Genomic DNA, 23,883 nt, shown 5'->3' on the forward strand with positions numbered 1-23,883 from the left:
GTTGCTGTCAGTGCAGGGGTTTGCTAGGCGAACCTTTCGGCGAAGCCAGGACGCTGGTGAGCTCCTTAGGTGTGGGCATCGGTTCCACGAGGTCCTCTCCCGGCCCCCGGTACCTTGCGGCACCAATCACCACGCTGAGCAGGGCCAGGTCCAAGGCGACCCAGGCCAGCGTGATCAGGGTTGGATAGAGCGGCGCTTCCCCGGATGACACCCGGGCAACGCCGATGAGCGAGGACACAACGAGCAACCCCATCGCCGCCACTTGGAGCCTGACGTGCTGGAATCCGCGTCCTGTGGCCTGCTTACTCTTGGCTGTCACGGAGAAGGTGAGGTGCCTGCCCAGGAAGACCGCGGCCGCACCTGAACACGTGGCCGCGATCCAGGTGGGAAACAGCGCGAAGGACCACTGCTGGCCGCGCCACAGCCCCTTCGACCCGTTACCTGCAACTTGGAAGAGCAGCTGGCACGAAATGAAGAAGGGAAGAAAAAGGCAGAAGAACACCACAGGACTGGCAGTCAGCGGGTAGGTACCGGCCACCAGGAAAACCACCGGCGCTGCGATGTAGCTCAGCGCGGCGAAGCCATTCAAGTAGCTCGTCATGGTGCCCAGGTACATGAGGCGCTGGGCCAACGTGAGACCCCGAAGGAACAGGGGATTGTCGTTGAAAAACACCTGCATGGTGCCCGCCGCCCAGCGATGCCGCTGCGAGAGCATGGTGGACACGTCCTCCGGGGCAAGCCCATGGACCAGGACCTCGTGGTGGTAGATGCTGCCCCATCCCATCGCGTGGAGGTGCATGGCCGTTGCCATGTCCTCGGTGATGGTGGTGGTATCCATGGGATGGATCGCCAAAGCCTGGTCCGTATGTGCAACATCCACGGATTCCAGGACGGCGTCCAGTTCCGGCACAACGTCATCCATCGCATCCGGGACTGCCAAAGCGGCGGCATGGAAGGCCACACGGAGCTCGAAAGTGATCTCGGCCAGGACCTCGCCCCTACGCACTTGGTGCTCAGCACGCGCCACCGCCTCCAAAGCACTTTCCACCACGGGCATGGCGGCGGGATGGCGCCTGCCCAATTCGCTGTGAAGGTCCTGCAGCCGCGACCGACCCCTGCGTAAAGCACGCCACGTCTGCTCCGTGGCTGTCCGCGTGTAGCGGGTCAAACCAAGAGCCATGAGGGCTTCCCTGCGAAGCACAGCGTTCGAACCGCAGAAGAACGCTGCGTCCCACCCGTCCTTGCCCTGCTGGATCGGGCCATAGAAAAGTTCCGCTTGGCTTCCCAACGGGTCCCGGTCCGGAACATTCCAAAAGTGTTGCGGCGTCTGGACGAAAGCCACTTCCTCGGCATCGAAATAGCCCAGAACGCGGTCCAGGAAACGCGGTTCAGGAACCTGGTCCGCGTCAAAAATGGCCACGAACTCGCCGGTGGTCATGGACAGGGCGTTGTTGACGTTTCCTGCTTTCGCGAACCGTTGCCGGCCATCCCACTCAGGACCGCGGGTGATGTATCCGACGCCGATCTGCCGGGCTGCGCTCGCAAACTCGGCGCGGTCGCCGTCGTCGAGTATCCACGTTTCGTGGGGGTACTCCATGTCCCTGGCCGCTATGGCCGTTTTGAGTACCAGGTCCAGCGGCTCGTTGTAGGTGGCGATGAATACGTCCACCGATCTGCCCGGCAGGGCAGGCGGGGGAGGCGGCCGTCGTCGTGCGTTCCACATGGTGACCGCATACAGCGCCGACTCGCCCAGGCTGTAGGTCTCCGCGGCCACCAGGGGCAGCGAAATCCACCAGGCGTCCCAGGCGACGGTACTCGACCAGCGCCAACTGATGTAGATCAATCCGAAGGAAACCACCAGAACTGCAAGGATCCTTACCAGTATTTGTCTGTAAATGCCCATCTTTAGCCTCCGGTAACTGCTGGGGAAAAGGCCAAGGCGCGTCAGCATGTCCAACGCCCCTCAGGGCGAAGTTTGGGAGGACACGGCTGACGCGCCTGGAGCTGCATCGTCGATGCTCAAGGGAAGGAATTCGGCTGCAAACGGAATGTCCTTTTGCCAACAAACTTGAAGGAATTCTTTTCAAGCTAATTGGTTCCTGATTCCACCATCTCCCGCCGATATTTCGTCCTCGTTACGGAATTGAAAAGTAAAACCGCGTTGATTATTTCCTAGCTGTGACGTTTTGCGTGTCGCGTCGAAAAAGCTTGCGCGCCACGGGGATGGCCCTACAGAGTGGCACCATGAAGCGAAGACTCATGCCCCTGACGATGCTCGTCGCAGGCCTGACCATCGCAGCTACCCTCATAGCCCCGGAACCTTCTGCACTTGCAGCCGCTGGCATGCCCGCCCCCGGAAAACTGGTCTGGAGCGATGAATTCAACGGCCCCGCCGGCATGGCGCCTGACCCCGGGAAATGGACTCACGACACGGGAGGATCCGGATGGGGCAACGGCGAACTGCAGTACTACACCAGCAGCACCAGCAATGCCGCAGCTGATGGCCAGGGAAACATGGCCATTACCGCCCGAAAGGAAAACCCTGCTGGATATCAGTGCCACTACGGGCCGTGCCAGTACACATCCGCCCGGCTGATAAGTGCTGGAAAGTTCAGCCGGACACAAGGCCGGTTCGAAGCCCGGCTCAAAGTGCCCAAGGGGCAAGGCATGTGGCCCGCTTTCTGGATGCTCGGAGACAACGTGTTCACCGACGGTTGGCCCGCCAGCGGTGAGCTGGACGTCATGGAAAACGTTGGCAAGGAACCCGGAACGGTGTGGGGAAGCATCCACGGACCCGGCTATTCGGGGGCAAACGCCTCCAACGCCAGTTACACACTGCCCGGCGGTAAGGCCTTGGGGGATGCTTTCCACACATTCACCGTGGACTGGGGACCCGATTCCATCACCTGGTACATCGACGGAATTTCCTACTCACAAAAGACCAAAGCCACAACGTCCGGACCGTGGGTCTTCGACCACGATTTCTTCCTCCTGTTGAACCTTGCCGTGGGCGGCTACTGGCCGGGAGCGCCGAACTCGGGCACCCAATTCCCGCAGTCGTTGCTGGTTGACTACGTCCGCGTGTACGAGCTTGCCTCAGGGCCGGCGAGGCCCGTTTCGCCAGCCAGCACGCGCATCCAAGGCTATGCCGGAAAGTGCATTGATGTGGCCGGTCGGCAGGCTGCTGACGGGGCCCCACTGCACCTGTGGGATTGCGACACAGCGGCATCAGAGCAGTGGACCTTCGCTGCCAACGGCACCATCCGCTCGCTGGGCAAGTGCATGGACGTGGCGTGGGGTTCAACGGCCAACGGTGCACCAGTCCAGCTCACCAGCTGCAATGGCAACCCGGCGCAGCAATTCGTCCTGAACAATGCCGGGGATCTGGTGAACCCGCAGGCCAACAAATGCGTGGACGTAGTTGACTGGAATTCATCCAACGGTGCGAGGCTGCAGTTGTGGGATTGCGCCGGTACCACCAACCAAAAGTGGTGGCGGATGGCGTAATAAAAACGTCCGACGGCGGCGCGCAGCTTTGCGGGGTCCGGCGGCTATTGCTGGGGCGGCTGGGGAGCTTCCTGGAGTAGCGGGCCGGGCTGGCAAGTGCGCGCAGCCGTCGCGGCGGTTGTTGGCCGGACCTGGCCGGCTTTCATGTGGCTGGGTCCGGCCGGTGGTTGGCGTTCTTGATTAAGGCGCCGGCTGGCAGCGTGGGCAGAAGTAGATGTCCCGCTCCTCGGTGCCGTCCGGTCCTGCAAGCAAGCCGCGGCGTACAGTGGTGCCGCAGCGCCTGCAGGGTTGGCGTTCCCGGCCATATACCCAATACCCGGGTCGCATGGCGCGCGGTCCCAGGGTGGTCCTCCGCCCTGGGCCCAGGTTTTCGCCGAGTAGCCGTTTGGCGTCGTTGACTGTCTTGGCGAGGTCGGGGACTTCGCCTACCGGCAGGGCAGGGTGAATCCCGGACAGGAAGCATGCCTCGCATCGGTAGATATTGCCGATGCCCGCAAGCTTCCGCTGGTCCAGCAACGCGAATCCCACGGTGACGTCCGGTTCAGCGCGAAGCCTGCGCAACGCTTCTTCCTCGTCCCAGTCGGGCCCGAGCAAGTCCGGCCCGAGGTGCCCTACTATCTTGTCTTCCTCGGCTGTGGGCACCACTTCCAGGATGCCCAACGAGAATCCGACCGCGTCTGCGGAGTCCGTACGGAGCACACACCGTGCGGTGTGGCCGGGTTTGGTCCAGCGACCACCCGGCGGGTAGATCATCCAGTTCCCTTCCATTTTGAGGTGGGAGTGGATGGTCAGGGTCCGGGGCTTCCTGCTGGCGCCTGGTTCTTCATCAACGGGGCCGGCCAGGCGCATGAGCAGGTGTTTGCCCTTGGGAACAACTTCGGTCATGGTCCAGCCAGACAGGTTCAGGGTGGCGAACCGGGGCACCCGAAAGTCGGAGGACGTGATGACCTTCCCAGCCAATGCCTCGTTCAGTCGCGTCGCAGCCCGCCATATGGAATCGCCTTCAGGCACGGATACGGAGTCCCTTCGGAGTGGAGTACGCCCCCGCTGCCGCGAGGGCAACGGCGATCGGAGTGCCCAGGAGATCGTGGCCGTTGACTTTCTCCATGAAGAGCTTGTCCACGGCACCGCGGCGCACCACGTCCACCAACGCCTGGGCCGCAACTGTCAGCACGGCGTCGTCCTGGCTGAAGGTGAGCAGCGTCTTGCCGCCGCGTTCCACGTAGAGGACCAACGCGCCGTCGACCATCACCACCAGCGCTCCGGCCTTGCGCCCCGGACGGTGACCGGAACCGGCGTCGACAGACAGCGCGGGCCAAGGAAGGGCAGCGCCGTAGGGGTTGGCGGGGTCGGTCGCGGCGAGTGCAAGGGCGGCTGGTTCGGCCTTGGAAATGCGGGCATCCTCCGTGAAGGACCTGAGCCGGTCCACCGTGGCGGGGACGGCGAACTGGGCTGCCCCCAAATGCTCGATGAAGTAACCGCGGCGGCAACGCCCGGCTTCTTCCAAGCGGGCCAGCACTTTGTACATGAGCCCGAAACCGCCGATGATGTTCTCTGCCATGACCGAACCGCGAGTTACCACGCCGTAGCGGTCCAACAGGAGCTCAGCCGTGCCGCGTGCGTGGATGGTCGGGTCCAGTTCCGGGGCGGGAAGAGCGGACCATCGACCCACTGCCGACGGCGGTGCAGGCGCAATTCCGCCTGATACCGAGCCGTAGCGACCCCCCGTTAGTCCGGGGGAGCCGAGCAGGCCCGTCCCATGGGAACGGCCGAGCCTGCTCATGCGCGGGGCCCGGGCCCTGGGCGCCTTGGCTACTTGCCGGTGCGCGGTTTTCCCTCCGGCGATCATGGCTCTCACGGGTGCAAAGGTATCGCCCGTTACGCGGCCGGCCCAGACGAGGTCCCAGAGCGCGGAGACCACGGCGTCGTCGCTCAAGACTGCATCCATGCCGCCGGCAACGTCCGTGAGTTGCCGGAAGAAGTAGCCACCGCCCGCACTGAAATGTTCCAAGAGACGCTGTTGGGCATCGCCGGGTTCGAACTCGGGGTCGGGGTTGAGCGTCAGCTCAGCGGAATCGGCTACGTGCAGGCTGATCCAGCCATCGTTTCCGGGCAGCGAGCCTGCGCCGGACCAGAGGAGCTCGCCGGCCGCCATGAGTTCGTCCAGCATGGCCGGCTTGTAGTCCGCCACCCTGCTCGCCAGTACCAAGGGTTCCCACGCGGATGCCGGGATGGGTACTCCGGATAGTTGGTCCACGGCTGTGATGATGCCGTCCAACCCCCGCAATGCCTGGCTTCGAGACTTGCCCGGCGCGGTCACGTTCTGCCAGGCAGGCAGGAACCGGCCGTAGGCGGCGGTGTCCACTGGCTCCACTTCGGCCCGCAGCGCAGCGAGCGAGCGACGCCGCAGTTTCCGGAGGACTTCGGCATCGCACCACTCGCTGGACGGTGGGGCGTCAATGGTCATAAGCTCTGCGTCGGGTGCGTCCGCAGGCTGCTCCGCGACGGCGTGCGGACGGAATTCGCCTTCCACCACGCGACCGTCGCCAGCCAACCGCTTCAAGGCGGTGTTGACTACCGCGACGCCAAGCCCCAGCCGCGCCGCAGCTTCAGCAGCAGTGAAGGGGCCATGGGTGCGCGCGTACCGGGAAACGAGGTCGCCCAGGGGATCGTGGACTGGCTCAATGAAAGCAAGCGGTACGCCCATGGGCAACGGAACACCGATTGCGTCACGCAGCCGCGCCGCGTCCTCAACTGCGGCAAAGCGCTCGACGCCGCCGATGGTTACCTTGAGTGCGCGGTTGGCTTTCTGCAATGCCGCAAGGTGGGATCCGGCGTCGACGACGCTGCCATGTGGCGCAGCCGCCGGGGCTTCGTCGAAGTGGTCCGCGCCTTCAACCTCGGCCTGTTCCACGCATTGGAGCCGCTGGGCCACTTCTTCAACGCTCAGGGGGCCCAGCAGCCGCAGCAGATCCGCGACGCCTTCCATTCCTCGAACGCGTCGGTCCGGGGCGAGGCGCTGCAGCTCCAACTCAGTTGAGTCGATAACCGCGGCATCCAGGAGCTCGCGCAGTTCCACGCGGCCCAGGAGCTCATTGAGGAGCGTGGAGTCCAAGGCGAGGGCAGCGGCCCGGCGTTCGGCCAAGGGGGAGTCGCCCTCGTAGAGGAACTGGGCCACGTACCCGAACAACAGGGACTTCGCGAAAGGGGAGGGTTGCTGAGTGGTGGTCTCCACGATCCTGAGCTCCCTGCGCTCCACAGAAGCGGCAATGTCTTTCAGGGCGGGCAGATCATAAACATCCTGCAAGCATTCCCGCACTGTTTCGAGCACGATGGGGAACGAAGGATACTTCCGGGCGACATCCAGCAACTGGGCAGAGCGCTGGCGTTGCTGCCATAGCGGCTGACGCTTGGCCGGATTCTGTCGTGGAAGAAGCAATGCACGGGCGGCACATTCGCGGAACCGGGAAGCGAACAGTGCGCTGCCGCCTACTTCTGCGGTGACGATTTGCTCGAGTTCCTCCGGGTCGAAGAGAAAGAGCTCAGCGCCGGGCGGCTCATCTTCCATCATGGGCACGCGCAGCACGATGCCGTCGTCTGCTGCCATAGCGGATCCATCGAGGCCGTAGCGCTGTTGAAGGCGTTGGCCTACTGCAAGAGCCCACGGGGCGTGAACGGGCATGCCGAAAGGACTGTGGAGGACTACCCGCCAATCGCCGAGTTCGTCGTGGAAGCGCTCCACCACCAAGGTTCGGTCGCTCGGGACAATCTCCGTGGCTTCCTTTTGCTCCCTGAGGTACTGGATCAGGTTGCTTGCGGCGAAGGCATCCAATCCGCTGGCCTGGCAACGTTCCATGGCTGGGGCTTCGTCTGCGGCCGAGAGTTCACGGATGAAGGCACCCAGCGCGCGGCCCAGGTCTACGGGCCTTCCAAGGGAATCGCCCTTCCAGAAGGGAAGCTTGCCGGGTTGGCCGAAAGCGGGGGAGACCAGCACGCGGTCGTGGGTGATGTCCTCGATCTTCCAACTGGTGGCACCGAGCGCGAAGACGTCTCCCACCCGGGATTCGTACACCATCTCTTCGTCGAGCTCACCAACGCGGCGTCCACCCTTGGCGGCACGCGCCGAAGCGGTGGGTTCACTGCCGTCCGCGTTGGCGGGGGAAGCTGAGCCCTCAACTTCCGTGCCGATGATATACACGCCGAAGAGTCCACGGTCAGGGATGGTGCCACCGGACGTGACGGCTAGGCGCTGGGCTCCGGGCCTGCCCTCGATGGTTCCGGCATGCCGGTCCCAGATAATGCGCGGCCTTAGTTCGGCAAACTCATCCGAAGGGTATCTGCCGGCCAGGAGGTCCAAGGTGGCCTCAAATGCAGAGCGCGGCAGGCTCGCGAAAGGCGCAGACCGCCGCACCGTACTGAACCAGTCCTCAACGTCTATGCTGCCCAAGGCGGTTGCTGCCACCGTTTGCTGGGCCAGGATGTCCAACGGGTTGGCTGGGATGCTCAGGCGCTCAATCTGCCCACTCAGCATGCGTTCCACCGTGACGCTGGTGTGGAGGAGGTCAGCGCGGTGCTTAGGAAAGAGCACGCCCTCGGAGATCTCGCCCACTTGGTGTCCGGCACGCCCCACGCGCTGCAGGCCACTGGCCACCGATGGGGGAGACTCCACCTGGACCACCAAGTCCACGGCACCCATATCGATGCCGAGTTCCAGTGATGACGTTGCAACCACGCAGCGGAGCCGGCCGGACTTGAGGTCGTCCTCGATCATGGCCCGCTGGTCTTTGGAGACCGATCCGTGGTGCGCGCGCGCAAGCACGGGATCGGCGCCAGTAGAGCTTCCGGCCTGCGCCATCATGTGCGCCGGGGTTGCCGTGGAGGCCGGGATTCCCGGGTTGGATTGGGGGGCCGCCCCGGGAGCAGCCCACTCGCTGCCGCCTACCGCCATCAACTGGCGCTCGGCGTAGATCTCGTTGAGCCTGGCTGTGAGCCGTTCTGACAAGCGACGGGAATTGGCGAACACGATGGTGGATTGCTTGGACAAGACCAAGTCCACAATCTGCTCCTCCACGTGCGGCCAGATGGACGCCTGTGGCTGCAACCCCGACGCCGGCCCGGAGTCGAACGCTCCGGCAGCGCCCTGCAGATCGGACATGTCCTCCACAGGTACGGTGACCGTGAGGTTCCAATTCTTCTTGGACGGCGGAGCGACGATCTCCACGGGGGCTTGGCCGGCCAGGAACTGCGCCACCAGCTCACGCGGCTGAACGGTTGCCGAGAGCCCGATGCGCTGCGCAGGCTTCGGAAGCAGGGCATCCAGGCGTTCCAAAGAAACGGCCAAGTGTGCGCCACGTTTGGTGCCGGCTACAGCGTGCACTTCATCGATGATGATGGTGTCCACTTCGCTGAGCGTTTCCCGGGCACGGGAGGTCAGCATGAGGAACAGGGATTCCGGCGTTGTGATGAGGATATCCGGCGGGTTGGTCAACAGCGTGCGGCGATCCGCCGCCGTCGTATCTCCTGAACGTACGCCGACTGTCACCAATGGTGCGGGGAGTCCCAACCGCTTGGCAGTTTGGGTGATGCCGATCAGGGGTGCGCGGAGGTTCCGCTCCACATCCACACCCAGCGCCTTCAGCGGCGAGATGTAGAGGACGCGGGTCTTGGTTTTAGGCCGCTTTGCCCGACCCTTGCCATTGGCTGGGACAGTCTCAAGACCTGGCAGCGTGTCAGTGGGCTTGGAATGCAGGCGATCGAGCGCCCACAGGAACGCCGCAAGGGTTTTGCCGGAACCTGTTGGCGCCACTACCAGGGCATGGGAGCCCGAGGAGATCGCGTTCCATGCACCATCCTGCGCGGGTGTGGGCTCGGAAAAAGCGCCGAGGAACCATTCCCTGGTTGCCTGGCTGAAACGGCTGATAGCGCCATCCGACGCCTTCGGCTCCTGCATTCCTCCATCATGCCTCACGGCTCCGACAGAATAAGCCGGAGCCGTGAGGAGACGGTCAGACTGCCTGGAAAGCGGTGATGGTCAGGAGCTTGATGCCGGCGTTGCTGCACGCATCGTGGGGCTCCGGGATGAACAATGAGGCCGTGTCGTTCGGCGGGTAGATGCGGAAACCGGCGGCGGCCACCTTGGTGCAGTCGCCGTAGTTGCCGGCTTGCGTGTACCGGATTTCGGCCCACGCCGACTTCCCCGGAGCCAGTTCGATTTTGGTGACCGGGGTTGTGGTTTCCCGGGTTGCCGGTTCGCCGATCGGTTCACCGTTGGCGTCGGCAGTCAAGGAGACTCCTGCGAAGCCCTCCAAGATGCAGGGGGCGCTGCCGGAGTTGGTCAGGATCAACTTCTCATAGATGCTGCCCGCCGCGCCGCCTCCGGTCGCATCGGTTGCAGCGGTGAGGGACGCTGCTTTGCACAGCCCCGGTGCTGCTGGTGCCGCGGACGTTGCTGTCGCTGAGGGTGACGGCGTGGCCGTGGCCGTCGCAGAAGGCGGGCTTGACGTCGCCGAGGCCGACGGAGTCGAGGAAGTTGGCGTCGAAGAAGTTGGCGGGGCACTGCTGGTTCCCGACGGGCTGGGGCTTGGCCCGCAGGCAGCAAGAAGGAGCAGCGCAGCGGCTGCCGTCGTCGTCACAAGTCCGGTTTTGATGCGCTGAGTCCACATGGGCACCAGCCTTGCCCCGGCCCTGATCCGAGTCAATTCAGCCACGGTCAGGAGTGCGGATTGGCGCCCGGATTGTGATCTTCCGGGCGCCAATCCGCTTTCAACTACTTGGTGTCGGCTTTGGCCACGGCCGGCTTGGCGGAGCGGCTGCGGAAGAACGCAGCACCGCCCAGACCCAAGCCAGCGATGCCGGCGATCAGGCCAGCCCAGCTTCGCGCCTGCGAGCCGTCGTCAGTCACAGCGGCGGCCTGCTCGGTGGAGACGGCTTCTGCAGCGTGGTGGTCGCCTGCGGTATCGGCTGCCGTGATGGTGACTGACGGCGCCGGTGCCTTGAGATCGTGCGGGTCCTGGCCCTCCTTGGCGATCTCGGACCAGTCTGTCTGGCCCGTCTCGCAGGTCTGCAGCGTGGGGAAGTAGATGGTCTTGCCCGCTGCGTCCGGCAGCTTGACCGACAAAACAAGGGCGTCGCGCAGGTGCGGATCCAACGGCGCCTTGGCCGTGTAAACGATCTGGCTTGTCCGCTTGGTGATGGTGGTGCCGTCATCGAGCTTCTTGGGCTCAGCGAGTGTCTCCGTGACCTTTTCCACGGTCCAGTTGGGGTTGACGGTCGGCTGAGCGTCGTTCAGTTCCTCAGGGAGTGAAATGGCCACTTTGGTGGTGCCGGACGTGTCGCAACCGTGGGGGATTCCAAAGGTCACCAGCGCGTACGAGTTAGCTGCGGTCTTGTTGGGGTCGGCGCCGACGTGGGCGGATGCTCCGGCCAGACCGGCCATCATCAGGGCAGCGGTTCCACCGGCAACGGCGGTAGCGGACAGGGTGCGACGAATCGAGGATTTCATGGGATGTGCCTTTCAGGGGCGCCAGATGAAGCGGCGCGGGGGTACGGGTTTGAGGCCCGTCACCATGCAAAGGCTGTGCTGTTGCAGCGCGTGGTTTGTTGTGCGCAGAAGGTGCCGGGCGGAACTAAGGAAGTACGACGACGGCGGGCGGGCCGCGGCGGCTGTCTTGCCTAAGGTTCCGCCAAGGGCGGGGGACAAAGACGTTGGGTGTGCCGACCGCGACAGGCGAGGCGCCGGCGTCGGGCCTGAACACCAAAGTTGGCAGGGCGAGCAGCGGCCGCAGCCAGGCGGCGAGCTGCCACAGGGCATCCTCACCCTTGGCCAGGACGACGGCAGAAGCGATGGTGGCGAGCACGTGGCCCACAAACATCATGGTGCCGAAGGCTGTGCCGAGTTCATGAGTGTGAGTCGCCGCTACGTCCAGCCCGGAGCTCAACGGTTCAGCGCCGAGGTGGTGATTTGTCCCCTGCACGTTGGCCGTGATCGGGCTCAAGGCCGTGAAGGCTTCGTGGAGTGCCAACTGTCCCGCGCCCAAGAGCCCCGCCATGGTGAAAAGGTTCAGCTTGAACCGGGTGGCAAGTGTGGCAGCCAAGGCCGTCAGCGCCACGAGCGCCAGCAGGACCGGTGCTGTGGGGAGTTCTCCGCCGCCTATGATGTGGGCCCCTGCAGCAAGGAGAACCACCACAATCGAGACGGCGCCCGACCGCAACGCATGAAAGGGTGCCCGGGACTGCGATGTGCGCACGGGTCCTCCCTCATCTGGCTGCTTGATTGATCGGCGTCTTGATTCTATCGGGAGTTCGGCGCGGGCCTGGCCTCGGATGGGTGCGTACGTGCACGTTCCTGCGTTCCTCCCCAGTTACCTCCGGCTTTCCGGTGCTCGCCATGCCCGGACTCCTGGAATTCCGCGGTACGCCTGGGGTGCGGGTGGAGGTAACCGGGAAGGAACGTCAACCTAGCGCTGCGCCCACCGCGCGAAGGTTGGCCTCGGAGGCTCCGGAACGTTTGTTGAGCCCGCGGGTGAACGCCGACGGCGGAGCTCAAGTTTCAGGCTTTCCTCACCGCGTGCCATGGCCCAGTGATGGTTGGCAGAGAACGCCGGTTTGAAGAGCCAACTCAGACGGCGAAGCAAGGGCTTGGCTGCGCTGACCCGCCAGTCGTAGGTGATGACGACCTCGGGCCCGTCGGTCTCGAAAGTCCAGCGGCCTGTGCCGTTGAGATCTCCTTCAGCGGTGAGCGCGAAGCCGTCGAGGGTCACCGGTTCGGTAATGGTGAGCCGCCACCGCAAGGTGTACGGGAGCCAGCCCTTGGTATGAAGGTCGAAGGTGGCGCCCACGCCATCGGGTCCGCCTTGCGCTACGGGCGTCACCGTGAGGTAGACAGCGGGCCACCACTGTTTGAGGGCCGCGGCGTTGCCCAGGATGTTGACGACTTCCTCGCGTGTGCCCGCCACACGCCACACGGTGACGAATGCGTAGTCGGTGCTTTTGGCTTTTCGCTGGGCCATTGTTGCCTCCGCGGTCCGTGTCGGTTCCGAGGGTGTCTTACGGCATCCGGGAACAATCTACGCCTGCCAACGCCGAAGGGTTAGATCTCGGGGCTTTGGGCCGCCCAAAGTGCCGAGATCCCGCCCCTCGTTGCGATAGTCACTGAACGCCGAGGTCTGAAAGTGGGATTCATGGCCGCCTATCGGGTTTTTGCTCGTGAGGGGTGCCGACTACCTATAACGCGAGGTTGGTTCGATTTCCTTTGGCCCGATCCAAAACCACGCGATAGCCCCAAGAACAGGCGCAACCAGGACGATAAGGATCCAAAGAGCTCGCGTCATAGAGTCGAAGGCCGGGCGCTGCGCAATCTGAACTAGAGCCTTAACCATGAGCGCAGTTATCGCGAGACCAACGGCGCCCATGAACAGTACGACCCAAAGTGGACCCGCGTCGTAACCAATTCTCATGCTTCCCCCAACAAGGCAGCGGTCGGCGGAGCCGGCCAGCGTATCTTCGCTTGGACCTCACCGTACTCGTCCGGGCATGAATGACAAAAGGTGTTTAGTGGTGGACCATGAGCGACACGAAGCAAGAACCTCCCGAGCTCTGTCTAGCCTGCAACGCAGACTCCTTGTTCGGCCCCCTGCATCTGTACCCGGGGACGGGAATGGGAAAGGGCGAAGTACTCGTCGCAACGTCGGGGTCTTCGCGGGCATTCGGGAAGGTACGGAGTGTGCCGCTCAGGACATTCGCTTGCCGACAGTGTGGCAACCTCTCGATGGCCATGGCTTGCCGACCCAACCCGGGCAAAGCAAAAGGCCCCGCCTCCCTCATAAACAAAGGGAAGCAGGGCCTTTCTCATTGGCGGTGACGGTGGGATTTGAACCCACGTTGGCTTTTACACCAAACAACATTTCGAGTGTTGCACCTTCGGCCGCTCGGACACGTCACCAACTGAAATAGGGTACCGGAGTTGAGGCCGGTTCCCCAAAACGAGCACCGGGAAGCAAGCAAGCGGAGCGCGCAGAAACACAGCCAACTTCCGTCCGCAGCGCCCCACCGATAGATTCGTAAGTACCATGACGATTTCGCAGCACCACGAACAAGAACACGAAGTACGGGCCTACTGGGTCACTGAGACCGGCGATGGCGAGCTGCGCCGTGAGGCCCTGCCCGCGAGGCGAGACGGGGAAGCCCTGGTCAGGACCCTGTACTCAGGCGTTAGCCGAGGCACGGAGCGGGTGGTCCACGAAGGCCGCGTCCCGGATCGTGTGGCCGACCTCATGCAGGCCCCGCACCAGGAGGGTGACTTCCCCGGCCCGGTGAAGTACGGCTACCTGAACGTCGGCATTGTGGAAGAAGGCCCGGACGAATGGCGAGGACAAACGGTCTTCAGCCTTCACCCTCATCAGGACTTCTACGTGATCCCCACGAGCCAACTCACCGCCATCCCGGAGGAAGTCCCCGCGAAACGCGCCGTGCTCACGGGCATCGTTGAGGTTGCCATCAATGCGCTCTGGGAAGCCGGACCGAGGCTGGGAGACCGTGTCGCCGTCGTCGGTGGCGGTTTGGTGGGTGGCGTTCTGGCGACGCTGCTGCGGAAGTATCCGCTGGGCCGCCTGCAACTGGTGGACGCGGACCCGGAGAAGCAAAACCTCGCGCAAAAGCTCGGCATCGAATTCGCCGAGCCCGAAGACGCCAAGAACGACAACGACATCGTCTTCCACTGCTCCGCCTCCAATGAGGGCCTCAAATTGAGCCTCCAGCTCGCGGGCGACGACTCTGACGTGATCGAACTTTCTTGGTTTGCGGACAAGGAAGTCACCCTGCCGCTCGGCGAGGATTTCCACGCCCGCAGGCTCAATATCCGCTCCAGCCAGGTGGGCGCCGTCGCCCTGCCCAGGAGGCACCGGCGGTCCAACGCCCAGCGCTTGGAGCAGGCGGCAACCGAACTAAGGGACCCGCTGTTCGACACCTTCATTACCAGCGAATGCCTGTTCCAGAACCTGCCCGCCACGCTCACAAAATTGTTCGAACGGCCCGGCGGTTTCTGCCACGTGGTCGCCTACCCCCACCCGGAGGATTAATACATGTTCAGCTTGACCGTCCGACGCCACTTCATGATCGCCCACAGCCTTCCCCGCGAAGCGTTCGGCCCGGCCCAGGGCCTGCACGGCGCCACGTTCGTAGCCGAGGTCACCTTCCGCCGGCCCAACGTCAACGACGACGCCATAGTCCTTGACATCGGTGCCGCCGGCGGCATCCTCGAGGAAGTCCTCGCCGACCTGAACTACAAGAACCTGGACGAACACCCCGCTTTCAAGGGCAAACTCTCCACCACCGAAGCGCTCGCGAAGCACATCGCCGACGCCATGGCGGCCCGAATCCAGGACACTGCGGACGGTCCGGCCCTCACCGGCATCGACGTGGTCCTCCGCGAAAACCCGGACGCCTGGGCAGGCTACTCGCTGGAGCTCCCGGTCAAGTAAACCCGGTCAAGTAAGTGCACATCCGCTTCCTGGTCCCGGGGAACGTCCGGCACGGCTCCGGCGGCAACAAGTACAACGCCAAGCTCGCCGAGCACCTGTCCGCCTTGGGCGTCGAAGTTGAAACAGTAACGGTCGACGGCGACTGGCCGGTTGGGAGCCCCGCGGACCGGCAGCGCTTCGCTGACATGCTCGACGGCGCCACAACAGCGATTGCCGACGGCTTGGTGGCGAGTGGGGCGCCGGAGGAGATCGCAGGCGCCGCAGGTAAAGGAACACGGGTCTGGATCCTGTCCCACATGGCGTTGGCGGACCATCCGGATCTTGAGGCCAAGGCGCTGGCTGCGGCGACCGGGATCATTTGCCCGAGCGCCCATGCCGCCGCGGAACTGCGAGCCAGGCACGGGCACCAGGACATTGTCGTGGCCACACCCGGGGCCGTTGAAGCAGACCCTGCCAAGGGATCGCAACCGCAGCACATCGTGGCTGTCGCGGCGTTGTTGCCTAACAAGAGCCAACTCGAACTCGTGGAGGCCCTCAGCCACACGCAGGATCTCCCCTGGACCGCAGCCCTCATCGGCTCCAACGACGCTGACCCGAGGTACGCCGCGGAGGTGAGGGCCGCCGTCGAGCATCACGGGCTCCAAAACCGTATCAGCGTCACCGGTGAGCTGACCGGCGAGGCCCTCGAGGATCAGTGGCACGGGGCGGACCTTAGTGTCCTTATTTCACGCTCCGAAAGCTATGGAATGGCGGTCTCGGAGTCGTTGGCTCATGGCATCCCCGTGCTTGTGCGGCAGGGGACGGGAGCAGTGGAAGCACTGGGTAAGACAGGGGCGGGCACTGCCTTGGAACTCCCAGAAAACGGGAACCTCACCAACACCCTCCGTAGGTGGCTCACTGACCCCGCGCTCCAAGAGCGTTGGCGGACCGCCGCCCTCAAAGCCCGGGACCATCTCCACGGCTGGGACACCACCGCGACCATCGTCCTGAAAGCCCTCACGTAGCAGCGGGGGAGGGTGCAGAATGGGGCCATGACTAGCACAGTCCAGACCGCAACTAGCACGGTCCAGACCCTCCCGGCAACGGAAACCCTCACGCCTGAGCGCCTGAGGGCGTGGGCCTGGCAACGGCAGGGACTTGACGGCTCGCTGAACGGCAAGACTTCCGAAGAAGTCCTGGACCACGCTGGCTGGGCCCGCTCGGTAGGAGGCGCCAACCCGTACCTCACATTGTTCGCCAGGGCAGGAATCAGCCGCGAGCAAGCAGACCGGGACGTCAAAGCGCTGAAAATCCACGAACTCCCCACAGCCCGAGGATGCACCTACGTCCTGGGCAAGGCCGACTACGCCTGGGCCCTGCAGATCGGCCGCGACGCCGCCATAGCCCCCTTCAAAGTACTGGCAAGGCTGGGCGTCGAACGCGGTGAGATTACCCTCCTCGAGGACGAGGTGGAGCACGCCCTCAGAGAAACCAGCAGTCCCATGGACCCCAAACAACTCCGGGATGTGCTGGGCGACTCGGTCCGCAGCCTGGGCGAGGAAGGCAAGAAAAAGGGCGCCTCCACCACGCTGCCCACCGCCTTGGGACTCCTGCAGGCAGACGGCCGCATCCGCCGCGTCCCCGTCAACGGCCGCCTCGACCAGCAGCGCTACGCCTACACCAAATGGGGCCTTCCGCCCGGCAAACTGGACGACGACGGCGCCCGCTGCCTTTTGCTCGAACGGTACCTGCGCTGGACCGGGGGAGCGACCTTCAAACAGAGTCAGTGGTTCACTGCGTTCACCGTGGCTCAAAGCAAAAAGGCGCTCGCCGCCATTGGCGCAGTGGAAGTGCCCACAGCGTGCGGTGAGATCCTGTGGATGCTGCCCGCCGACGTCGAACCCTTAGCTGACTTTGAAGAGCCCGGTGACGAGCAAATCCAGCTGCTGGCAGGCACCGACTCACTGGTCCTCCTCAGGCGGAACTCGGCAGACATGTTTGCGGACGAGGACAGGGGCAAGAGCGTCCTGGGCTCCACGCTCGCGCTGCAGGCCGACCTCCCGGACCATCCCATCCTGGACCGTGGGAGGATCATCGGGCTCTGGCAGTACGATCCCGGCAAGGAAAGGATCGCGGCGTGGACCTTCGATCAGCCGACAGAGGCGGTCCGCGAAAGAATCACGCAAGTAGAAGCATGGATTCGGGACGAACTCGGCGATTTCAGGTCGTTCAGTTTAGATTCCCCGGCATCACGCCAAATCCGGATCGATGCGCTGGATGAGGCCGCCCGACGCTGACGCCTTCAACGAACCAGCTCAGCCCGAGCCATACGGCCTGGTGATCGCCTCAAGGAAGTGCCCGTCGGGGTCGCAGAAGTACATCCCACGGCCGCCGTCGTTGTGGTTGATCTGTTGTTCGCGGGAACGGGCAGGATCGGCCCAATAGGGGATGTGTTCCGCGGTGATCCTCAGGAAGATCTGATCGAACTCCTCCTCGCTGACCAGAAACGCGTAGTGCTGCGGGGCGATCTCCCCGGAGGCCTCAAGGAAGTCCAGCGCTACCCCGTTCTCCAACGCCACGGTCACGAAGGACCACATGGGCTGCGGCTTCGGAAGCCCCAAGATGCGGGCCAGGAACTCCGCCGAACGGTGCTTGTCCGTGGCATAGACGATGGTGTGGTTGAAAGAGACAGACATGATGTGCTCCCACTTGGAAAGATCAGACGGGGCGGTGCTCCACGGCCGGTACCCGGTGTGTAACGAAGAAGTCCCTGAGCAAGGCAGCGCACTCGTCCTCGCGAACGCCCGCGTACACCTCCACCCAGTGATTGAGCCGGCGCTCGCGGAGGATATCGAAGACAGACCCCACGGCACCGGCTTTCTCGTCCCACGCGCCAAACACGACGCGGGGAATACGGGCAAGGACAATAGCCCCGGCACACATGGCGCAGGGCTCAAGGGTGACCACCAAGGTGCAATCCTCAAGCCGCCAACCGTCGCCAGAGGCGCCCGAATCGTGAGCGAGCTGACGCAGCGCAGCGGCAGCTTCGCGGATGGCGACGATCTCCGCGTGAGCCGTCGGGTCCCCGTGAGCTTCCCGTTCGTTGCGTCCGGAACCCAGCACACCGCCGTCGGGCCCCAACACCACGGCGCCAATCGGCACGTCGTCCGTTTTCAACGCCAACCGGGCTTCGTCCAGGGCAAGGCCCATCCAGGCCAGGTGATCTGCGTGATACGGCTCGGTGGCGCTCATGTCTCAATGATAGTTTTGGGGGATGCGCACACTCGTCGTGGACCACCCGCTGGTCGCTCACAAGCTCACCGTTCTGCGGGATAAGAACACTCCTTCACCGGTCTTCCGGCAACTCACTGAAGAACTCGTCACCCTCCTGGCCTACGAAGCCACCCGCGAGGTCAAGACGCAGCCAGTCGAGATCGAAACACCTGTCACCAAAACCGTGGGCACGGCGTTCACTAAACCCACTCCGCTTGTGGTCCCCATTCTGCGCGCAGGCCTTGGCATGCTCGAGGGCATGACCAAGCTGGTCCCCACTGCTGAGGTCGGCTTCCTGGGCATGGCCCGCGACGAAGAAACCCTGGACATTATCACCTACGCCGAGCGCCTCCCCGAGGACCTCACCGGCCGTCAGATCTTCGTCCTGGACCCCATGCTCGCAACTGGTGGCACCTTGCGCGAGGCCATCAAGTTCCTGTTCAAGCGCGGTGCCTCGGACGTGACCTGCATTTGCCTGCTGGCCGCTCCGGAGGGATTGTCCAAGCTGGAAGAAGAGCTCTCCGACGCCAACGTGAAGATCGTTCTGGCTTCCATTGACGAGAAGCTCAACGAAAAGTCGTACATCGTGCCCGGCCTGGGCGACGCCGGCGACCGCCTCTACGGCGTGGCGGGTTAAGGCATTCACGGTCCCCTTTCTTAGTCCCGAGCTGTGGTGCGCTTATCGCAACTGCGGTAGGCTCACATGCCGCCTTGCTCCGAAGGTTGCTTGCTTGCCGCTTCACGCGGTGCAGTGACGCGATGTGCCGGCAGTACTCGTCGTCATTCGGATTCCTTGACTCGTGTCTGCTCATAACGGACTAAGTCTTCCCCGTTGTGGTTCCCGTCACGATTCGTGCCCTGGCTCACTTCAATAGTGGGCGGACCCTCCGCTCCGCGTTGTGATGGGGGACGAATGAGATTGAAACAATTCGCTGCGCTCGCTTGTGCTTCGGCCATCGCCATTTCCCTTGTGGTGCCAGCGGCTGCGCAAGCCAGAGAGCATGATGAATCCGTTAAGGAAACTGCTGAGACGGCGGCCGCCGTCATACAGGAGGCGGTGGTCTCCGCGGGCCAAGACTCGGCTGCTGCCGTGCAACCCGACATAGAGTCGTCCGATTCGGTAACAACCAATGTCAAGGAATCGACCGTAGAAGTTTCAAAGGATGGGGGCGATGCCACTGCATTGCTGGACGGAGGCTCGGACGGATTACAACTCTCATTGGAACTGCCGACGAGCGGTCAGGCTGATGATGCGGAGGTGGCCGGGGATGGTACAACTGTCTTTGCGGACCCAACCAGACAGACTGATGTTGGAATTCAAACGCTTGAAGATGGCGCCGTTGCCAAGACATGCCGTGCGTAAGTGGGTCCTGCTGGGAGCTGCCTTGATTCCGTGGGCACTCGGATCCTTCGCCGTTTATGTTACGTCCGCGCAGTATTCCGGTCTCGGCATCTTCGAGTCTTACGGGGCCTTTGAGGGCGGTTCCAACCTAGGCAACATCTTGTGGTTCCTCGTGTGGACAGGGGTCTCTGCTGCGGTTTGTTGGTTTCTGGTACGAAAGCCGGGCGCCATCGCAGTGATCCAACCCGTGTCTCGCGCACTGTATTGTTACGGCACCCCGGCCGCCCTGTTGGTTTTTCCAGACGCAGCCATGGGATTCGCCATTTCGCACGTCCGCGCGTTCACTGACGACACTGCCTTGCATTCGCCCTTGGTCGAGTTTCTTGTTATCAGCGGCGTGGGGGCCCTGGCTTGCGCTTCCCTCATGTCCCTCGTATTCAGGAAAGAGAGACCGCAGAGGACGGCTTAGGCTATCGAAATCAACCACCCCTACCGGTTTTCGACGCCCCCCGCTAGCCTGTGGCGCATGGACTGGAAACTTGAACTGGTGTTTGTCCCTGTGTCCGACGTCGATCGCGCGAAGGACTTCTACGTCAACAAGGTTGGTTTCAACGCCGATTTCGATGAACGTCCCATGGACGGCATCCGCTTCGTGCAGCTGACACCGCCGGGGTCGGCGTGTTCCATCGCCATCGGGGAGGGCCTCAGCGACGCTCCTCCAGGCACAGCGCCAAGCCTTCAAGTGGTGGTGGCGGACATCAACAAGGCGCACGAGCAACTCAAAGCCAACGGCGTGGATGTCAGCGACATCGACGTCCAGGACTGGGGTCACTTCGTCTACTTCGCTGACCCCGACGGCAACAAGTGGGCGATCCAGTACATCCCGCAGCGGCCAAACGGCTAGGCAGTCTTCGGCCAAGTCACACTTCGGCGCTGTACCCCGGACGTGCGGCAGGATGGAACCATGACCCAACCTGCCAAGCCCGCCCTCCCCACCGGGCCACCCACACTGACCGTCCGCGCCGTCCTTTTCGACATGGACGGCACACTGGTGGATTCAACGGCGATCGTTGAGCAAGTGTGGCTGGAGTTCGCCGAGCGATACGGCTTGGATTTCGACGAGATCCTCCGCACCTCGCACGGCGTCCAGGCCGGCGATACTGTCCGCCGGTATGCGCCAGCCGGCGCTGACTTCGACGCCCTGACTGCCGAGCTCGGTCAGATGGAACGTTCCCGGACAGACGGGGTCATAGCGCTTCCCGGGGCAGAAGCCCTGCTGGCGGGGCTTCCTGATGACGCCATCGCTTTGGTCACCTCGGCGGACCGCATCCTTGCTGAGATCCGCATGCAGGCGGCCGGACTCACCATGCCGTCCACCACGGTCACCGCCGAGTCCGTCACCCGCGGTAAACCGCATCCTGAGGGGTACCTGAAGGCGGCGGCGCTGCTGGGAGCCGACCCGGCCGACGTCGTGGTCTTTGAAGACGCACCTGCCGGTATCGCCGCGGCGCGTGCTGCGGGGATGCGGACCGTTGTGGTGGGCAAGGCCGCTGCCAGGCACAATGCGGAGCTGGAGCCGGGCATGTGGCGGATCCCGGACTACTCGGCGGTGACGGTCACAGCAGCGAAGGACGACGACGGCGGTCACCTCCTGACGCTGACGCTGTAGCTGTTCCTGAGCGGGCTGTTCCAAGCGGGAAACCCGGCGTAGGCTGTGCGCATGTCTGCGATGCCGGAGGCGTACAGTGCTGCATTGAAGCGGGCCATGGTGCACGCGACGGACTGGTTGGCGTCGGTTCCCGACCGCCCCGTCCGTCCCGCGGTCGACGCCGATCAGGTGGCCGCGAGCTTGGCATCGATCCTCCCGGACGGGCCAACTGAAGCCGCTGATGTGGTGGACGAGCTTGCCACCCTGGCCGAACCGGGCTTGATGGCCATCCAGTCCGGACGGTTCTACGGGTGGGTCATGGGTGGAACCCTGCCCGCCGCCATGGCCGCCGACTGGCTGGTTTCGGCATGGGACCAGAACACCGGACTCCGCTTCGCCACTCCGGCTGCGGCTGCCATCGAAGAATCCGCCGCCGCCTGGCTTCTTGACCTCCTGCACCTGCCCGCAACCTCCGACGTCGGCTTCACCACCGGGGCCACCACCGCGAACTTCGTGGGACTGGCCGCTGGCCGCCAATACCTTATGGATCAGGAGGGCTGGGATCTTCAGTCCTTGGGCCTCTCGGGTGCTCCACGCATCACCACCTTCGCGGGACGGGAGCGCCACGCGGCCGTTGACCTGGCGCTCCGGTATCTCGGGTTGGGGGCCTGCGTTCCAGTGGACGCTGATGAGCAGGGTCGCATTCTGCCCGAGGCACTGGCGGCTGCCATGGATGAGCAACCCGGGCCATCGTTGGTCTGCCTGCAAGCGGGTAACCTGCACTCCGGCGCCTTTGACCCCATGGCGGAAGCTGTAGCCGTTGCCCATGAACGCGGGGCATGGGTGCACGTGGATGGTGCTTTTGGTTTGTGGGCGGCCGTCAGCCCAACGTTGCGGGAACGGCTGGCTGGTGTTGAGGGCGCCGACTCCTGGGCTACCGATGCACACAAAACACTCAATGTTCCCTACGACTGCGGCTTGGCGATCGTTGCGAGCCCGGAAGCACTTCGCCGGGCGTTCAGCATCCACACGAGCTACTTCATCGCAACGGACGCCGGACCGGGGGACCCTTTCGAGAAGGTTCCCGAGTTGTCGCGCCGCGCCCGCGGCATTCCCGTGTGGGCCGCCCTCAGGCAGTTGGGCCGCCATGGAGTGATCGCCATGGTTGAACGGCTTGCGGCGAACGCCCGTGCGTTGGCTGAGGGCCTCGCGGCAATCCCGGGCGTCGAGGTCCTCAATGATGTCGTCTTTACGCAGGTCTCGGTGAGCTTCGGCAGCGACGACCGCACGCACCGCGTCACGCAACGGCTCATGGCCGAGGGCGCGGTGTGGATGTCGGGCTCGGCCTGGCGCGGCCGGGAGATCCTGCGGATCTCGGTCAGCAACTGGTCCACGGACGCGGGGGATGTTGCAGCGTCCATCGCAGCGGTCCGGCGTGCGGTGGAGGCCGAACCGGAGGCGTAGCGCTCAGAAGTTGCTTCCCCGCACCACGTAACGCCGGAACGGGCGCGTTACCCAAGTGGTGAGCAGCAACGCCACGACGCTCGCCATCCAAGGGTCCATGACGTTGCGGACCAGAAGGAAAACCACAGCGTAGGCCAAGGTCCACGTCAAGGCCCGGAACACGCGCCGGGACAGACTGCCCCTCAACATCGCTTTCACTCCCAGTTCACGCCGAAGCTCGTGGACCGGAATGCGGCGCAGGTTTCGGTTCAGGCGCGCCATACCGCGCAGGTCGGCCAGGGCGGTTCGTACGACGTCGACACGGGAGTCAGCGTCGTCGGTCCAGTCGACGGGTACTTCATGGACGCGCAGACCACAGCGTTCAGCGATCACCAGAAGTTCGGTATCGAAGAACCACGAGTCGTCCGTGGTGTGGGGGAGGATGCGGTGCGCTACGTCGGCGCGGACGGCCTTGAAGCCGCACTGGGCGTCGGAGAAACGAGCCCCCAAGACCGTCCGAAGGAGCGAGGTGTAGCTGCGCGAAATGAACTCACGATGCGGACTGCGGGTGACACGGGAACCCGGCGCCAGACGCGTGCCGATGGCGAGGTCCGAGTGGCCGGAGATCAGCGGTGCCACAAGGGGCGCCAGCGCGGAGAGGTCCGTGGACAGATCCGCTTCCATGTAGGCAAGCACAGGTGACGGCGACGACTGCCAGACCTGGCGGAGAGCGTTCCCGCGTCCCCTCTCTTGGAACCGGACCACCGTCAGTTCAGGGAGTTCACGGGCAAGGCGCTCGGCAATCCTCAGCGTGCTGTCTGTGCTGGCGTTGTCCGCCACGGTGATCCGGAACGTGTGCGGAAAGGACCTCGTCAGATGCCCGTGCAGCTGGCGGAGGTTGTGTTCCAGGCGCGATTCCTCGTTGTAGACAGGGACGGTGAGGTCCAGGACGGGAACCACAACACTGGTGTCAACGGGGAGACGCCGGGGCTGGGGGCTCGGACCCGTCTGGCCTTGGAGGAGAGCCGGGTGACCAGTGGGCAACGCCGCGCCACGCAAGCGAGCCGAATGAGTCCTTCGTGCCAAAGCGCTGGTGGTGGGATCTGTGAGCGTCATGTATCCAGCATGGGACCGCCGATTATGAACGCTTTAGGCGGTAGCTGTGACCTCACTGTGAACCACGTGCTGGAGCTGTGAACCACGTGCCGGAGCTG

The 23,883-nt window shown here is 63.9% G+C and carries 21 protein-coding genes and 1 tRNA gene; 10 read left to right on the forward strand and 12 right to left on the reverse strand.

The window, feature by feature from the left end:
- Positions 1 to 7: 7 nt before the first annotated feature.
- A complete protein-coding gene (locus ARUE_RS03700; protein ID WP_014920769.1) occupies positions 8 to 1,951 on the reverse strand; it encodes a glycosyltransferase in 1,944 nt (647 codons plus the stop codon).
- Between the two features lie 293 nt (positions 1,952 to 2,244).
- Here ARUE_RS03700 and ARUE_RS03705 point away from each other — a divergent pair, with 293 nt between their 5' ends.
- Positions 2,245 to 3,507, forward strand: coding sequence for a glycoside hydrolase family 16 protein (locus tag ARUE_RS03705; protein WP_014920770.1), 1,263 nt, complete (start codon positions 2,245 to 2,247; stop codon positions 3,505 to 3,507).
- A 180-nt stretch (positions 3,508 to 3,687) separates the two neighbouring features.
- Here ARUE_RS03705 and ARUE_RS03710 read toward each other — a convergent pair whose 3' ends face one another.
- The 8 genes from ARUE_RS03710 to ARUE_RS03745 form a co-directional block, all read right to left on the reverse strand.
- A complete protein-coding gene (locus ARUE_RS03710; RefSeq protein WP_014920771.1) occupies positions 3,688 to 4,518 on the reverse strand; it encodes a DNA-formamidopyrimidine glycosylase family protein in 831 nt (276 codons plus the stop codon).
- A complete protein-coding gene (locus ARUE_RS03715; protein WP_014920772.1) occupies positions 4,511 to 9,457 on the reverse strand; it encodes an ATP-dependent helicase in 4,947 nt (1,648 codons plus the stop codon). Before ARUE_RS03715 ends, ARUE_RS03710 begins: the two co-directional genes overlap by 8 nt.
- A gap of 55 nt (positions 9,458 to 9,512) precedes the next feature.
- Positions 9,513 to 10,169: a DUF4232 domain-containing protein gene (locus tag ARUE_RS25070; RefSeq protein ID WP_014920773.1), complete on the reverse strand. Its 657-nt coding sequence runs from the start codon at positions 10,167 to 10,169 to the stop codon at positions 9,513 to 9,515.
- 104 nt (positions 10,170 to 10,273) lie between these two features.
- On the reverse strand, positions 10,274 to 11,008 hold the full coding sequence (locus ARUE_RS03725; RefSeq protein WP_011773531.1) for a YcnI family copper-binding membrane protein: 735 nt from the start codon (positions 11,006 to 11,008) through the stop codon (positions 10,274 to 10,276).
- 124 nt (positions 11,009 to 11,132) lie between these two features.
- Positions 11,133 to 11,753, reverse strand: a complete 621-nt coding sequence (locus tag ARUE_RS03730; protein WP_011773532.1) for a hypothetical protein — start codon at positions 11,751 to 11,753, stop codon at positions 11,133 to 11,135.
- Between the two features lie 210 nt (positions 11,754 to 11,963).
- Positions 11,964 to 12,515, reverse strand: coding sequence for an SRPBCC family protein (locus tag ARUE_RS03735; protein WP_014920774.1), 552 nt, complete (start codon positions 12,513 to 12,515; stop codon positions 11,964 to 11,966).
- Between the two features lie 210 nt (positions 12,516 to 12,725).
- The gene (locus ARUE_RS24910; protein WP_043469771.1) at positions 12,726 to 12,962 is read right to left on the reverse strand and encodes a PLDc N-terminal domain-containing protein; all 237 of its coding nucleotides are present in this window, start codon (positions 12,960 to 12,962) and stop codon (positions 12,726 to 12,728) included.
- 395 nt (positions 12,963 to 13,357) lie between these two features.
- Positions 13,358 to 13,447 (reverse strand) — tRNA-Ser (locus ARUE_RS03745).
- Between the two features lie 127 nt (positions 13,448 to 13,574).
- Here ARUE_RS03745 and ARUE_RS03750 point away from each other — a divergent pair.
- The 4 genes from ARUE_RS03750 (at position 13,575) to ARUE_RS03765 (ending at position 17,260) form a co-directional block, all read left to right on the forward strand.
- Positions 13,575 to 14,582: a zinc-dependent alcohol dehydrogenase gene (locus ARUE_RS03750; protein ID WP_014920775.1), complete on the forward strand. Its 1,008-nt coding sequence runs from the start codon at positions 13,575 to 13,577 to the stop codon at positions 14,580 to 14,582.
- 3 nt (positions 14,583 to 14,585) lie between these two features.
- The gene (locus ARUE_RS03755) at positions 14,586 to 14,984 is read left to right on the forward strand and encodes a 6-pyruvoyl trahydropterin synthase family protein (RefSeq protein ID WP_011773537.1); all 399 of its coding nucleotides are present in this window, start codon (positions 14,586 to 14,588) and stop codon (positions 14,982 to 14,984) included.
- A 185-nt stretch (positions 14,985 to 15,169) separates the two neighbouring features.
- A complete protein-coding gene (locus tag ARUE_RS03760) occupies positions 15,170 to 15,988 on the forward strand; it encodes a glycosyltransferase family 4 protein (RefSeq protein ID WP_014920776.1) in 819 nt (272 codons plus the stop codon).
- A 27-nt stretch (positions 15,989 to 16,015) separates the two neighbouring features.
- Entirely contained in the window at positions 16,016 to 17,260 is a 1,245-nt protein-coding gene (locus ARUE_RS03765) for a DNA glycosylase AlkZ-like family protein (protein WP_043469774.1), read from the forward strand.
- Positions 17,261 to 17,278: 18 nt separating this feature from the next.
- On the opposite strand, the gene ARUE_RS03770 is transcribed toward ARUE_RS03765, so the two are convergent.
- The gene (locus tag ARUE_RS03770) at positions 17,279 to 17,659 is read right to left on the reverse strand and encodes a VOC family protein (RefSeq protein WP_014920778.1); all 381 of its coding nucleotides are present in this window, start codon (positions 17,657 to 17,659) and stop codon (positions 17,279 to 17,281) included.
- Positions 17,660 to 17,681: 22 nt separating this feature from the next.
- Entirely contained in the window at positions 17,682 to 18,215 is a 534-nt protein-coding gene (locus ARUE_RS03775; protein ID WP_014920779.1) for a nucleoside deaminase, read from the reverse strand.
- Positions 18,216 to 18,237: 22 nt separating this feature from the next.
- Between ARUE_RS03775 and upp the strand changes: the two genes are divergently transcribed.
- The 5 genes from upp to ARUE_RS03800 all read left to right on the forward strand — a co-directional run bounded on the left by upp (position 18,238) and on the right by ARUE_RS03800 (position 22,690).
- On the forward strand, positions 18,238 to 18,873 hold the full coding sequence (upp, locus tag ARUE_RS03780) for a uracil phosphoribosyltransferase (protein ID WP_011773542.1): 636 nt from the start codon (positions 18,238 to 18,240) through the stop codon (positions 18,871 to 18,873).
- Between the two features lie 276 nt (positions 18,874 to 19,149).
- Positions 19,150 to 19,599 carry a hypothetical protein gene (locus tag ARUE_RS24020; RefSeq protein WP_162486108.1) on the forward strand — a complete coding sequence of 150 codons (450 nt, stop codon included), beginning with the start codon at positions 19,150 to 19,152 and terminating at the stop codon, positions 19,597 to 19,599.
- 505 nt (positions 19,600 to 20,104) lie between these two features.
- Positions 20,105 to 20,482 carry a VOC family protein gene (locus tag ARUE_RS03790; RefSeq protein WP_011773544.1) on the forward strand — a complete coding sequence of 126 codons (378 nt, stop codon included), beginning with the start codon at positions 20,105 to 20,107 and terminating at the stop codon, positions 20,480 to 20,482.
- A 60-nt stretch (positions 20,483 to 20,542) separates the two neighbouring features.
- On the forward strand, positions 20,543 to 21,247 hold the full coding sequence (locus ARUE_RS03795) for an HAD-IA family hydrolase (protein WP_043469777.1): 705 nt from the start codon (positions 20,543 to 20,545) through the stop codon (positions 21,245 to 21,247).
- A 51-nt stretch (positions 21,248 to 21,298) separates the two neighbouring features.
- Complete coding sequence (locus ARUE_RS03800; protein WP_014920782.1) at positions 21,299 to 22,690, forward strand: pyridoxal phosphate-dependent decarboxylase family protein; 1,392 nt, start codon at positions 21,299 to 21,301, stop codon at positions 22,688 to 22,690.
- 3 nt (positions 22,691 to 22,693) lie between these two features.
- On the opposite strand, the gene ARUE_RS03805 is transcribed toward ARUE_RS03800, so the two are convergent.
- Entirely contained in the window at positions 22,694 to 23,785 is a 1,092-nt protein-coding gene (locus tag ARUE_RS03805; protein WP_014920783.1) for a dolichyl-phosphate beta-glucosyltransferase, read from the reverse strand.
- Between the last annotated feature and the right edge of the window lie 98 nt (positions 23,786 to 23,883).

The sequence above is a fragment of the Arthrobacter sp. Rue61a genome (assembly GCF_000294695.2).
GTDB classification, from domain to species: domain Bacteria; phylum Actinomycetota; class Actinomycetes; order Actinomycetales; family Micrococcaceae; genus Arthrobacter; species Arthrobacter aurescens_A.

What these genes read in the sequence shown, in the direction of transcription:
- ARUE_RS03700 (WP_014920769.1), bottom strand. Translation starts at nt 1,951, where the DNA reads ATGCTGACGCGCCTTGGCCTTTTCCCCAGCAGTTACCGGAGGCTAAAG.
- ARUE_RS03705 (WP_014920770.1), top strand. Translation starts at nt 2,245, where the DNA reads ATGAAGCGAAGACTCATGCCCCTGACGATGCTCGTCGCAGGCCTGACC.
- ARUE_RS03715 (WP_014920772.1), bottom strand. Translation starts at nt 9,457, where the DNA reads ATGCAGGAGCCGAAGGCGTCGGATGGCGCTATCAGCCGTTTCAGCCAG.
- ARUE_RS25070 (WP_014920773.1), bottom strand. Translation starts at nt 10,169, where the DNA reads ATGTGGACTCAGCGCATCAAAACCGGACTTGTGACGACGACGGCAGCC.
- ARUE_RS03725 (WP_011773531.1), bottom strand. Translation starts at nt 11,008, where the DNA reads ATGAAATCCTCGATTCGTCGCACCCTGTCCGCTACCGCCGTTGCCGGT.
- ARUE_RS03735 (WP_014920774.1), bottom strand. Translation starts at nt 12,515, where the DNA reads ATGGCCCAGCGAAAAGCCAAAAGCACCGACTACGCATTCGTCACCGTG.
- ARUE_RS24910 (WP_043469771.1), bottom strand. Translation starts at nt 12,962, where the DNA reads ATGAGAATTGGTTACGACGCGGGTCCACTTTGGGTCGTACTGTTCATG.
- ARUE_RS03750 (WP_014920775.1), top strand. Translation starts at nt 13,575, where the DNA reads ATGACGATTTCGCAGCACCACGAACAAGAACACGAAGTACGGGCCTAC.
- ARUE_RS03755 (WP_011773537.1), top strand. Translation starts at nt 14,586, where the DNA reads ATGTTCAGCTTGACCGTCCGACGCCACTTCATGATCGCCCACAGCCTT.
- ARUE_RS03760 (WP_014920776.1), top strand. Translation starts at nt 15,170, where the DNA reads ATGCTCGACGGCGCCACAACAGCGATTGCCGACGGCTTGGTGGCGAGT.
- ARUE_RS03765 (WP_043469774.1), top strand. Translation starts at nt 16,016, where the DNA reads ATGACTAGCACAGTCCAGACCGCAACTAGCACGGTCCAGACCCTCCCG.
- ARUE_RS03770 (WP_014920778.1), bottom strand. Translation starts at nt 17,659, where the DNA reads ATGTCTGTCTCTTTCAACCACACCATCGTCTATGCCACGGACAAGCAC.
- ARUE_RS03775 (WP_014920779.1), bottom strand. Translation starts at nt 18,215, where the DNA reads ATGAGCGCCACCGAGCCGTATCACGCAGATCACCTGGCCTGGATGGGC.
- upp (WP_011773542.1), top strand. Translation starts at nt 18,238, where the DNA reads ATGCGCACACTCGTCGTGGACCACCCGCTGGTCGCTCACAAGCTCACC.
- ARUE_RS24020 (WP_162486108.1), top strand. Translation starts at nt 19,150, where the DNA reads ATGAGATTGAAACAATTCGCTGCGCTCGCTTGTGCTTCGGCCATCGCC.
- ARUE_RS03790 (WP_011773544.1), top strand. Translation starts at nt 20,105, where the DNA reads ATGGACTGGAAACTTGAACTGGTGTTTGTCCCTGTGTCCGACGTCGAT.
- ARUE_RS03795 (WP_043469777.1), top strand. Translation starts at nt 20,543, where the DNA reads ATGACCCAACCTGCCAAGCCCGCCCTCCCCACCGGGCCACCCACACTG.
- ARUE_RS03800 (WP_014920782.1), top strand. Translation starts at nt 21,299, where the DNA reads ATGTCTGCGATGCCGGAGGCGTACAGTGCTGCATTGAAGCGGGCCATG.
- ARUE_RS03805 (WP_014920783.1), bottom strand. Translation starts at nt 23,785, where the DNA reads ATGACGCTCACAGATCCCACCACCAGCGCTTTGGCACGAAGGACTCAT.